At 40.9% G+C, this 12,264-nt stretch carries 13 protein-coding genes; 2 read left to right on the top strand and 11 right to left on the bottom strand.

The features are described from left to right. The 6 genes from V7161_RS02205 to acpS form a co-directional block, all read right to left on the bottom strand. Positions 1-180: hypothetical protein (locus V7161_RS02205; RefSeq protein ID WP_335442076.1), on the bottom strand; the 180-nt coding region annotated here is incomplete at its 3' end. An 86-nt stretch (positions 181-266) separates the two neighbouring features. Further along, positions 267-617 carry a type II toxin-antitoxin system endoribonuclease NdoA gene (ndoA, locus tag V7161_RS02200; protein ID WP_007083556.1) on the bottom strand — a complete coding sequence of 117 codons (351 nt, stop codon included), beginning with the start codon at positions 615-617 and terminating at the stop codon, positions 267-269. A gap of 4 nt (positions 618-621) precedes the next feature. After that, positions 622-903 (bottom strand): CopG family ribbon-helix-helix protein, encoded by a 282-nt coding sequence (locus tag V7161_RS02195; RefSeq protein WP_223596333.1) that lies wholly within the window; start codon positions 901-903, stop codon positions 622-624. A gap of 184 nt (positions 904-1,087) precedes the next feature. Then, the gene (alr, locus tag V7161_RS02190; protein ID WP_335442075.1) at positions 1,088-2,251 is read right to left on the bottom strand and encodes an alanine racemase; all 1,164 of its coding nucleotides are present in this window, start codon (positions 2,249-2,251) and stop codon (positions 1,088-1,090) included. 84 nt (positions 2,252-2,335) lie between these two features. Beyond that, positions 2,336-3,346 carry a LolA family protein gene (locus tag V7161_RS02185; RefSeq protein ID WP_335442074.1) on the bottom strand — a complete coding sequence of 337 codons (1,011 nt, stop codon included), beginning with the start codon at positions 3,344-3,346 and terminating at the stop codon, positions 2,336-2,338. A 158-nt stretch (positions 3,347-3,504) separates the two neighbouring features. After that, positions 3,505-3,852: a holo-ACP synthase gene (acpS, locus tag V7161_RS02180; RefSeq protein ID WP_335442073.1), complete on the bottom strand. Its 348-nt coding sequence runs from the start codon at positions 3,850-3,852 to the stop codon at positions 3,505-3,507. 90 nt (positions 3,853-3,942) lie between these two features. Between acpS and V7161_RS02175 the strand changes: the two genes are divergently transcribed. Next, positions 3,943-4,671 (top strand): rhomboid family intramembrane serine protease, encoded by a 729-nt coding sequence (locus tag V7161_RS02175; RefSeq protein ID WP_335442072.1) that lies wholly within the window; start codon positions 3,943-3,945, stop codon positions 4,669-4,671. A gap of 55 nt (positions 4,672-4,726) precedes the next feature. Here V7161_RS02175 and V7161_RS02170 read toward each other — a convergent pair whose 3' ends face one another. From V7161_RS02170 to V7161_RS02150, 5 genes are all read right to left on the bottom strand, one after another. Beyond that, on the bottom strand, positions 4,727-6,211 hold the full coding sequence (locus V7161_RS02170; RefSeq protein ID WP_335442071.1) for a DEAD/DEAH box helicase: 1,485 nt from the start codon (positions 6,209-6,211) through the stop codon (positions 4,727-4,729). Positions 6,212-6,430: 219 nt separating this feature from the next. Further along, on the bottom strand, positions 6,431-7,120 hold the full coding sequence (locus tag V7161_RS02165; RefSeq protein WP_335442070.1) for an alpha/beta hydrolase: 690 nt from the start codon (positions 7,118-7,120) through the stop codon (positions 6,431-6,433). A 24-nt stretch (positions 7,121-7,144) separates the two neighbouring features. Further along, entirely contained in the window at positions 7,145-8,524 is a 1,380-nt protein-coding gene (locus V7161_RS02160) for a UDP-N-acetylmuramoyl-tripeptide--D-alanyl-D-alanine ligase (RefSeq protein WP_335442069.1), read from the bottom strand. Between the two features lie 70 nt (positions 8,525-8,594). Further along, entirely contained in the window at positions 8,595-9,674 is a 1,080-nt protein-coding gene (locus tag V7161_RS02155; RefSeq protein WP_335442068.1) for a D-alanine--D-alanine ligase, read from the bottom strand. A 199-nt stretch (positions 9,675-9,873) separates the two neighbouring features. Then, positions 9,874-10,650 carry a hypothetical protein gene (locus V7161_RS02150; protein ID WP_335442067.1) on the bottom strand — a complete coding sequence of 259 codons (777 nt, stop codon included), beginning with the start codon at positions 10,648-10,650 and terminating at the stop codon, positions 9,874-9,876. Positions 10,651-10,904: 254 nt separating this feature from the next. Here V7161_RS02150 and mgtE point away from each other — a divergent pair, with 254 nt between their 5' ends. Then, entirely contained in the window at positions 10,905-12,263 is a 1,359-nt protein-coding gene (gene mgtE, locus V7161_RS02145; protein ID WP_335442066.1) for a magnesium transporter, read from the top strand. The last annotated feature ends 1 nt before the right edge of the window (position 12,264 follow it).

The following is a 12,264-nucleotide window of genomic DNA, read 5'->3' as shown; positions in this document are numbered from 1 at the left end:
TGAACCGCTCTTATCGACCGCCGCTTCTCTTTTTTCTTGCTCACGGGCTTTATGAGTGACCGCTACCTTTCTTTTTTTCTTTCTCAGGCACTGTGATCCACTCAGAGTGACCGATTCCCTTCTTTTTTCTCCTTCCCGGGCACTATTAGGCCCACTTAAATTTTTATAAAAAAAAAGCAAGCCATGAAAGCTTGCTTCTAAGCAGTTTATTTATAAGGGCAGAATATGTATGAAAAAACGCTCTTTTAAAAAGAGCGTTCATTTAACTAGAATTCGATGAGACCTAAGCTGACTTGCAAGGCTTCATCCACTTTTTCCATCATTTCGTCATCGAGATGGGTAATTTTATCGGTTAACCGCTGCTTATCAATTGTACGAATTTGCTCTAACAGAATGACCGAATCCCGTTCAAATCCGTAGCGCTTCGCATCAATTTCTACATGAGTTGGGAGCTTCGCTTTTTGAATTTGAGCTGTAATCGCTGCAACAATCACTGTGGGACTAAACCGATTCCCGATGTCGTTTTGGATGACAAGTACAGGACGGACGCCGCCTTGTTCAGAACCAACAACTGGGGATAGGTCCGCGAAATAAACGTCACCACGCTTGACAATCAAAGGTTTATCCTCCGCTTACAAGACGTTCAACTGTATGTTCTGCCTCATATTCTGCTTGAAATGCTTCAGATGCAATTCGAAGATTAATCTTTGCCATTTCCATGTATCCACGTCTCATGGACTCGCGAATTTGTCTCTTTTTACGTTCGCGTAAATACATTTTTGTTGCCTGGTAGATAAACTCGCTTCGGTTTACATTTTCCTGCTTTACGAAACCATCTAACTCAGTTAATAAGTGTTGCGGTAACTTCACTAAGATTTCCGTAGTTGCGCCAGTTTCAGACACAAACATACACCTCCACCATCACTACACACCATTTTTTATCTGTACCATATTTTATAATAACACTAAACGAGCCCAATTCATAGACTAAATATAATTCTACTGTATTATAAGCCAATAAAAGCCTCTTTTATGCACAAACAACCGCAATATCATAAATATGTTAAAATTTCTTTTTTTAACCCTGTTATTCATCGAGCAAATAATTTTTTATCTCGACAATTTTACCGCCCTTTTTGTAAAGCCGCGGAACACGCCCTGCTACCATACAAGGGATTTCATAATTGATCGTCTCCAATTTGGCAGCAATATCATTGATTGATATCGTTTGGTTACCGTCTGACCCGATCAACGTTACTGTTTTGCCAACCGCAACCTCATAAGGAAGGCGAATCATGCATTGATCCATACATATTCTGCCGACAATCGGCACCCGCTTCCCATCCACCAGCACTTCTTGGCCGGACAGCTTACGTATCCATCCGTCAGCATAACCAATGGGAATCGTTCCAATCCATTCATCCTTCCCTGTTTCATACGTTGCCCCATAACTCACTTTATCGCCTTTTAGCATCTTTTTCACATGGACAAGCCGCGCTTTTAAGGAAAAGGCCTCTTTTAAGGAAAAAGGAATTTCTTTTTCCATCTCAAGCGATGGCGTTAAGCCGTACATCGCAATCCCAAGACGTACTGCATTAAAGTAAGCTTTCGGAAAACGAATGGCAGCGGCACTATTGCTGGAGTGAACATATTTCGGCCGTTTCGTTAACTCCGTCAGCAGGTTTTCAAATGCAGCTAATTGCTGCTGAAAATAGGTTTGATCCAGTTCATCAGCTGTCGCAAAGTGGGTATAGATTCCTTCAAAAAGGAACCTTGCTTCATTCGCCATCATTTGCTCCAATTCTTTTAACTCTTTGCTGCTGCGAATGCCAAGTCTACCCATGCCCGTATCAACCTTTATATGAACGGTTAGCTTCTCACCAGCTTGCAAATGTTTTTTGGCTTCCTCAAGCCAATCTTTTTGGAAAACGGTGAGAGTGATTTGATTTTTTGCAGCCATATGCACATCTTGAGGACGCGAGGCACCTAATACCAGGATGGGAGCTTGAATGCCTTTTTTCCGTAAGGCTATAGCTTCATCCATAAAAGCAACAGCTAAATAAGCAGCCCCTGCGGCCAAGGCAGTTTCAGCCACCTTAGCATCCCCATGTCCGTAAGCATTGGCTTTCACAACCGCGATGATTTCGACCTCTTTAGGGAGATGATTTTTCACGGAGGTTATATTCTCTTCTATACGATCTAAATCCACTTCAGCCCAGGTATCTCGGTAAAAATGATCAAGACTTTCCATAATTCCACTTCCTATAAGAGTTATCACATTATTATATTTTACCATAAAAAAACAGGCTCTAGGAAAGAGCCTGTAGTAAAGCGTTTATTTCACCGCATCGCCTTGAACTGATTGTGCAACATCAATTAACTCTTCTTTGGTTAGGTTTTTCGAGGCAATCATGTAATCGACGCCATCGTGAGACCAGGAGATGGAATGATCAGTTACTGCTCCGATGGTCAATCCTAGATCAACAATATCCCCTTCAACGTATGTTGGAGCCGTTGCTTCTTTAACCGTAACTTTCTCCTGAACTAGAGTAAATGACTTTTTGCCATCATAGGTTAATACAACTCGTTTTCCATTTTTGATCTTCACTTCTTTTTCCCCAATTAACTTTGTTCCTTTCAACTCAGCCGTAGGATACTTAACCGTAAAGGCCTTGTCGCCGCCCTCTGCCATGGCCGGTAAATGAAGCTGAGCGCGAGTCATGTTCTTCTTCATATCGAAAGCGTCCTTGTCGAAGCTGGCGTTAAATTTCACCTTGGAGAACTCCACTGTTACCAGGGCATTTCGATCAGGATCCATCACTTTGACAACAGCTGGTGATAAATCTTTTTTATTCAGTTTAATTTCCTGGAATGGAAGCATACTATTGTTTTGATAACGGGTTTTCGTTTCAAATACGTAGTAATCCTTTGTTGTCGAGAATTTAGCACTTTTATCTGCGACAATATCCTTGATCAATGATTCATACAAGTAAGCTTGGCTGCTGTTTTGCGGCCAATCGCTTTGGAAGCGGAAGCTCTTATTTAGCGCAGGCGTTAAGACAAATACCCCTTGTTCATTACGCAATATCATTTGGCTTTGATCCTTTTCGGCATTTTTCAAATTTACCCGATAAAAGGTAGGATCTTTATGCCAGATTTCAACGTTATAAACTTGAGAATCTGAACCCATTTTCAGTGTCATCTTTGCATTTACTTTATAACCAGACAGATCTCCGAGTTTACCATTTAACTCCTTCACCACATCATCTTGCGATTTAGAGCCACAGGCAGCAAGCATGAAGATGACCATCAGTCCCGTCATGAGCAGCAACAACTTTTTCCTCATTCCTTCAACCCCTTCTTGTCTCATTTCATATGATTTTAAGAAGAGAAAGGCAGGGAATGCCCATAGCTGACCTTGTCTCTCCTATTTCCCTATGAATATATGAGACAACCTTTGGGTTTATGATAAGGAGATTGCCAAGCTGTTTAAAAAATATATCCTTATTCTTCGATTACCACTTGAGCAACTGCATAATCACGACTGTGTGAAATAGATAAATGCGCACTAACCTCTGGTTTAACGATAATGGGCTTTCCAAATGAATCTGAGGCAATTTCAATATCCAAAAAGGATAACTCCTTGCCAATTCCAGTGCCAAAGGCTTTTGAAAAAGCCTCTTTTGCAGCAAATCTTCCTGCTAGAAACTCTACTTTGCGGCGTTCGGAAAGGGTTGCAAGCGAATCTTTTTCACGGGCAGTTAAAATCCTCTCCGCAAATTTCCCCTGTCTATTTAGCAATTCCTGAATCCTGGAAAGTTCAATAATATCAATGCCAATCCCTTTAATCATCGTTTATCTTCCTTCTATTTAAATTCTTTCTAGCATATTAGTGTACAAGATAGCAATTCTGTTTATGATGGTAATGAGAGGAGGTCAATAATGTTTACTCGAACCGAAAGCTTTCGTGAATTTATCCGCTTTTATCCGATTATTTCTATTATTATTGCCATTCATGCAGCATTATATCTTTTAACTATTTTACCAATGTTTCCAAACGATTGGTTCTTCGAAAACCTTTCCGGCGTCAATCTTTATATTATGGAAGGGGAATTTTGGAGGCTGATTACGCCGACATTCATGCACGGCAGTTTTTCACATATGCTGTTTAATAGTTTTTCTCTTGTGTTATTTGGACCGGCCCTTGAGCGTATGCTAGGGTCCGGAAAATTTATTTTCGTTTATCTCGCCAGCGGACTCATCGCTAATCTTGCAACGCTGCTTCTTGAGCCGTTAACATATACGCATGTTGGCTCAAGCGGCGCGATATTTGGACTGTTTGGATATTACATTGCGATTATTATTTTTCGGAAACATATGCTAACAAAGCAAAATTCCCAAATTATTATTACACTCTCCGTAGTTAGTCTAATTATGACCTATATACAGCCAAATATAAATATAACAGCCCACCTGTTTGGGTTACTTGGCGGTTTTTTACTAGGCGCCATCCCTTATTTTAATAAAAAAGATTTAGCGGATTCCATTCAAGTAACGACAAGCTGGGCTGGGAGCCAAAGAAAAAATTTGTCCTTTCAACCTCCACTAAAACTAATTATTTGGGGTGTTGTCATAATCATTGCCGTTATCGGATTCTTATCACAGCGGTAAAAGGTTCAGAAAGAAGCTAAAAAGAGCATGGACGGAATGTCCATGCTCTTTTCTATTAATGGTTAAAGCTTCTTGGCTTCGAAGATCTTCCGCCAGTTTTTTTCTCACCGCTTCTTGGCTTGACCGGTGCTTTTTTTCGGCGGTCGGAATTGTAGCCTCCACGTGAATCGTCCTTACGACGGCGGTCACGATCATTATACGGCTTTCTTTCCCGTTTTTGCGGAAGAGGTGCTTCTTCTGTTAATTTAACTGGAGTTGTATCCGGTTCTTTTGTTAACATCTTCAATACAGCGGCTACTACTGTTGTAGCATCATTTGCTTCTAGCAATTCATCTGCTGCTGCTTTGTAATAATGAAGATTGTTGGACTCAATTGTTTGCGTGATTTTATCAACAACTGCACGCTGTTGGCCTTCTAACGCTTCATCGAGGGTCGGTGCCTTCATTCTTTCCATTTTGCGCTTCGTAGTTTTTTCAACCACAGCAAGGTAAGACTTTTCACGTGGTGTAATGAAGGTCATTGCAACGCCTGTTTTTCCAGCACGGCCAGTACGTCCAATACGGTGAACATAACTTTCTGGATCTTGCGGAATATCGAAATTGTATACATGGGTAACGCCAGAGATATCAAGACCACGTGCTGCTACGTCTGTTGCGACAAGAACATCAATTGTTCCTTCTTTAAATTTACGAAGAACTTGCAGACGCTTTGCTTGGCTTAGATCGCCATGAATACCTTCTGCTGTATAACCTCTAAGATTCAATGCCTCAGATAATTCATCGACACGGCGTTTCGTACGGCCAAAAACAATCGCCAGCTCCGGTGATTGAATATCCAATAGTCTTGTTAACACATCAAATTTATTTTTCTCTTGGGTTTCAAGATAGTATTGTTCAATTAAAGGAACCGTCATTTCTTTCGTTTTCACACGAACAATCTGAGGGTCCTTCATGAATTTCTCAGCCATTCTCTGAATTGGTCCAGGCATTGTAGCTGAGAAAAGTAATGTTTGGCGCTCAGTTGGTGTTGACGCAAGAATAGATTCAATATCTTCAATGAATCCCATATTTAACATTTCATCTGCTTCATCAAGAATAACCGTGTTAACAGTATCTAAGCGCATTGTTTTTCTGTTAATATGGTCTAACACACGTCCAGGGGTACCAACGATAATGTGAGGAGCTTTCTTTAATGAACGAATTTGGCGTCCAATATCCTGACCTCCATAAATCGGAAGTACTCGAACTCTTTTACCTGATCCGATTTTATAAAGTTCCTCTGATACTTGAATCGCTAATTCGCGTGTAGGCGCAATAATAATCCCTTGGATTGCTTCGATACTTGTATCAACTTTTTCAACCAATGGAATTCCAAATGCAGCGGTTTTACCAGTTCCTGTTTGAGCTTGGCCGATCAAGTCTTTATTTTCTAGGCTCAATGGAATCGTTTCTGCTTGGATAGGTGTCGCTTCCTCAAAACCCATTTTGAGAACAGCCTTTAAAGTAGCCTGGCTTAGGCCTAATTCTTGAAACTTCGTCAATGTTTTCATTCTCCTTCATCTTTTTGAAAATATTTAATATAGTGCTGAATATATTCTCACTTTACGCATCAAAATGCGGTAATAGGTGCTTCTTTATTTTACCAAAAAAAAGACATTCTCCAAAGGAGTATGCCCTATTTTCATCGTTCTTTAGACACGTTGATGATAATCATACCATTATCATTAGTATAATGCAATAAAGACAAATTCTATACATCCTTACTGCTCCATCAAAAAATCCAATACTTGGGAAAATAGGGCCTCTTTTTCCTCACAGTGACAAATATGATGTTTCGACTGTTTAATATAGGTGAGTTTTTTTTGATTAGCACCAATCGTCTGATATAAGTATTCAGCACTTTTCGGCGGCACAATTCCGTCACACTCTCCTTGTGCGATTAAAGTCGGCGTCTGTACCTGATGCAGCATAGGTTTGATAAAGGAAACAAGCCGACGGAATTGCAAGGTGGCCGCGAATGGGGTTTCTGTTATTTTTCTTTTATAGCGCTGAAATAATTCATTCTTCTGTAAGTTTCCAGTTACTGAATCCTTCAGGACAGAGAAAATATCCGCTGCCATTTGTTTAGGATTCACATAAAAGGCTGCCGCACTTAATAATACAAGCTTGTCCACACGATATTGGGCTGCCAGAAAGCTGGCAATCATGCCGCCCATGGAAAAGCCAATCACGTACACGGTATCACAAACTTCGATAAGGCTTTTCAATTCTTCCTCGGCATGATGAATCCACTCATCAAAGTGGATCCCTTTTAACGAACCCGACTCACCATGACCAGGCAGTGTTGGGACACTGAATATCCAATCTGTTCTCTCTTTCAGGTATTCAACAAGCGGTTCTACTTCATAGGGCGCTCCCGTAAAACCATGAATACATAAACAGCCAATCATAAAGCTCACCCGCCATTTAAACCATTATTTACCTTGAAGAGCTGTGACGATTTCCTCTAATCTCATCCCTCTGGATGCCTTAACCAGCACCAATGTTTTTTCGTTTACATATTGCTCCAATTCTTGAAGGAGCTCGCGCTTTTCAGTAAAAGCAAAAACTCGATCTTCGCCAAGTTTTCGGCTTGCTCCTTTGGCGATATGTCTGCCTAAATTTCCAAAGGTAAACAGAAAATCAATTTTTTCGCTGCTTAAGCGTTCTCCAATTTGAGAATGATACTGCTCCTCTTCAGGCCCAAGCTCTAGCATGTCGCCAAGAACAAGGACTTTTTGCTCATAGCCTTGAAGGTTTGACACGAGTTCAATTGCTGCGAGCATTGAGGTGGGACTTGCATTGTAAGCATCATTGATAATTTTTTCTCCGTGACTGCCTTCGACTAACTCCATGCGCATATTTGTCAGTTTAATCCCTTTTAGCCCCTCGTTTATTTTTTCAAAAGGGACGGAAAAATAACGGGCAATCAGCATCGATGCTAGGGCATTTAAAATATTATGAGTTCCTAACACAGGCAGTTCAAACCATTCATTTGCAGCATTAATGGTGAAGCGGTTTCCCTGCTCCATTTGAATAATTTCGGTTGGATAGAAATCATTCTCATCCGTTCTGCCAAACGTTTGAACTTGAATATTTCCTTTATATTGTTGAATCCGTTCCATGAGCAGCGGCTCATCACCATGCAGGACGGCAATACCACCATCTTGCAGGCCTTGGAGAATTTCAAGCTTTGCTTCGGCAATACCTTCACGGGAGCCAAGGTCCAAAAGATGTGATTCCCCGATGTTTGTAATCACGACAGCATCAGGGCAGGCGAGCTTTGTTAAAAATTCAATTTCTCCCCGTCCGCTCATTCCCATTTCCAAAACGGCAATTTCCGTGTCCTCATCCAAGCCTAATACAGTTAACGGGAGGCCAATATGGTTATTATAATTCCCTTCCGTTTTTTGAACTTTATATTGTGTTGATAATATTCCCGCTGTCATATCTTTTGTGGTCGTTTTTCCGTTACTTCCCGTGATCCCGACGACCTTCACGGCTAGCTCTCGTCGGTACTTACGCGCCAATTCCTGTAAAGCTTCCAGGCAATCCTCGACAATCAGGATGGGCAGATGGGCAGGAGGATTTGGTACATCACTCTGCCAAAGGGCAGCAGCCGCGCCCTTACGGATAGCATCCTCTACATATTTATGTCCATCAGCATGTTCTCCTTTAAACGGAACGAACAGGTTCCCTGCTCCTATTTTGCGGGAATCAATTGAAACACCAGAAATCATCGTTTTAGCAAATGAAGTGATATCATTTTTAGCAGAAACCATTTTAGCAACTTGCTGTAAAGAACGTTTTATCATTGTTGATACCCTCCTTTATTTTTAAATGTAAATGGACACGGCAATTCAGCCGTGTCACCTGTTATTTTGATTAGAACGTGTATTTAATATTTTGTTTCTCGGCATGTCTTTCTTTAGCAAGACTTACGAGACGTTCGATTAACTGCGGATACTCGACCCCGGTGTGTTTCCACAGTAGCGGGAACATACTGAATGGCGTGAAACCTGGCATTGTATTTACCTCATTAATGAGAACCTTGCCTTCCTTCGTTAAAAAGAAATCGGCGCGCACAAGACCGGAACAATCCAATGCTTTAAAGGCCCCGATAGCCATTTCCTTAATCTCAGCGTATTCCTTATCAGTTATATCGGCAGGAATAATTAAGGCTGTATCGCCATCTTCATACTTTGCCTTATAATCATAAAAGTCTGTTTTCGGCACAATTTCACCAGCAACAGAGACTTCCGGCTCATCATTGCCGAGAACGCCTACTTCTATCTCACGGGCAATAACACCCTCTTCAATAATGACTTTGCGGTCAAATTGGAAAGCTTCAACGAACGCAGCCTCTAACTCAGTGCGGTTTCGGCATTTACTGATACCGACACTTGAGCCAAGATTTGCCGGCTTCACAAAGCAAGGATAGCCAAGCTCTAACTCCACCTTCGCATAAGACTCATCCTTCGCTTTCGCCCATTCACTTTTAATAAAAGCAACATAGTTTACTTGCGAAAGTCCGGCTTGCGCAAACACATTTTTCATCGTTACCTTATCCATTCCAGCGGCTGAAGCAAGAACCCCATTTCCGACGTACGGCAAGTTTAATAACTCTAACAAGCCTTGCACGGTTCCATCTTCACCGTTAGGTCCATGCAGCAATGGAAAAATGACATCCAATGGTTCTCTTTCTTGTTTCTCGGCTTGGAAAAGGGATGGTGCCAAGGATAATGGCGACAATTGATTTCCTTGAGAGAATTCAAGTGCTTTGACATTTGCCGGCGGCTCACTTAACTGCGGTCCTTTAATCCATTGTCCGCTTGTGTTTATGTAAATAGGATGAATATCAAATTTTTCAAGGTCTAATGCTTTAATTACCGCTAATGCCGTTTGCAGGGATACCTGATGTTCGGCGGACTTTCCTCCATATAACAAACCTAGTTTTGTTTTCATACGAAACAAACCTCCATATTCTCATTCACGTATTATTTTAACACTTTATTAATTAAGAAAGGAAATGTGTAATAGCCCATTTTAAATGTTTTTCTCTATTGATTAGTTTATGAACAATACTGCTTGCTTAAAAACAAATCTATCGGAATTTTGTCATCCATATCTCATGAAAAATAGCCCCAAGGCGGGACTATTTTTTTTAGATGACATTCAGCTTCCATTCCTTCGTTTTTTTGTCAAAGATGAGTTTGGCGTGGAATGGCTTATTTGAGATGTCCTGATATTCCTCATACATATCGTCCATATTGGCAAAATCGCCGATGACCCAAATTGGAATTTCAATCTTTGTGCGCTGATGGTCTGCATCCCTTAAGGAAATACAAATTCCTTCTTTTATGAAGGGTGTTAACGAAAGGAGGATTTCTTTCGCCACCGGAGGATATGATCGTTTTTTTCTAAGGCCTAGAAGGGATTTTTCAGGTTTAAGCTCCCCAAGCTTTGCTGCCAGGGCGACGCTTAATAAGTGAAAAAAGTCCTTGAAACTGCGGTAATAGATTTTGTTATACCAGCCGTCATCCTGCGCCAAATAAACAAAACGGTTACCCAGTTTATTATAAAAAGGCAATTTTAAATGATGCTTATGGTGTCCTAAGTATAAAAGTTCGGCCATCTCCTGCCCTGTCAGCTCATTCAGCCCATCTTCCTCAATAAAATCAATCCAGCAAAAATTCCCATAACTATAGACATCTTCTGCAGCCAATTTGTTAATTCTATCTTCCGGACAATATTCGAGCAGTGTGTGCATATTAAAATCAGCATCATCAAAACGGTGCGCTAGTAGCAGCAAATGGTTTAATGAACCTGAAAAAGCAGCCGTAAATTCATCGAATTCAATACCGTAAGACATTACATACTGGTCTGTTTGATTTAAATGGACATATATGAGATCCCGTATGTCTTGATGATGCTTCCTCAAAGCCAAACTCCTCCGTTCAAACACAATATATTTATATTAACTTTCCTTTTCCAATAAACTGCCAAATACCCTTTTCCATACTTCCTCATTTTATCAAATAATAGGCCAAATAGCTTATTTCAATTCTTTTACAAAAAATTTTTTTTGATTAATACCTTTACATCATAGCAATTTTATTATTGGTGCCTGACACCCTAAAAAATACATATACTATGTATAAGTTATTATTGGTTTTTAAAGTGAGGTTAATCAGCATGATTAAAGATATGTCACAGGATGAGTTAAGTTTATATGTAATTAAGACGTTAAAAGAAAATAAAAAAGTTGATTTTGAGGCGATTTTAGAGGAGCTTCAGCCCTATGATATTGCGAAAATCTATGTGGATTTACCGGAGAAGCATAAAGCACGGTTTCTTCTCTTTTTAAATTTCGACGTCCTTGCCGACCTTATGGAGGAGCTTGAGACGACAGAACAGCTCGATTTGTTGAATAAGCTCGGCATTGAGAAATCCAGTAAAGTCCTCGATTTAATGGATAACGATGACTTGGCTTTATTGTTACATGATTTGTCTCCGGAGAAAAAGGATTCCCTCCTATCTGGGATGAACACAGAGGAGTCCAAGGCTGTTAAAGATATCATGAAATATCCGCCGGAAACCGCAGGCAGGATCATGACGAACCGTTTTATCTGGATTCGCAGCTATTATACAGTTCGGGAAGCAGTCGATAAGTTTAAAAGCTTTGCGGAGTTTGCTGAATCAATGAATTATTTGTATGTGACCGATGAGGACCGAAAACTGGTCGGAGTTGTATCTTACCGGGACTTACTGTTAGCTGGGCTGGAGGAAAAAATCGAGGCCATCATGTATGAGCGGGTGATTTCTGTATCGGTTATGACTGACCAGGAATTAGTCGCACAAACAGCCGAGCGTTATGACTTCCTAGCAGTTCCTGTTGTCGATGAGGAAAATGTCCTTGTTGGGATTGTCACCGTAGATGATATTATCGATGTTGTTATCAAAGAGGCCAATGAAGACATTGAAAAATTATCGGCAACAGGGAAATCGATTGACTTTGAAACAAAAACATTCATAGCTGCCGCCAGAAGGCTGCCGTGGCTCATTCTTCTTTTATTTATCGGTCTTATTTCTGGAAGGATCATCAGCAGTTTCGAAGATACCCTTAAGCAGGTTGTCGCCCTCGCCTTTTTTATGCCGATGATTGCCGGCATGACCGGGAACACCGGCACGCAATCCCTCGCAGTAGTCGTGAGAGGTCTCATCTCATATGATATCGACAAAGGCGTGGTTGTCCGTTTGGTCACCCGCGAGCTTGGGGTAGGCATCACGATCGGGATCACCTGTGCCGTCCTGATTTCAATTATTGCCTATATTTGGCAGGGGAATCTAATTTTAGGAGCAGTAGTGGGCTGCTCGCTATTTTTTACGCTGATTATTGGGACACTTGCGGGTACTATCATACCGCTTATTTTGTACCGTTTTAAAATCGACCCGGCTGTTGCCTCAGGGCCGCTTATTACGACCTTAAATGATATCTTTTCGCTCCTGACCTATTTTGGGATTGCTACCATGTTTTTAAAGCATTTAATGTAAA

The sequence above is a fragment of the Neobacillus drentensis genome, assembly GCF_036965425.1.
Lineage (GTDB): Bacteria > Bacillota > Bacilli > Bacillales > Cytobacillaceae > Neobacillus > Neobacillus drentensis_F.
The sequence above is the reverse complement of the archived record's forward strand: the minus strand, read 5'-3'. Positions and strand labels throughout refer to the sequence as shown.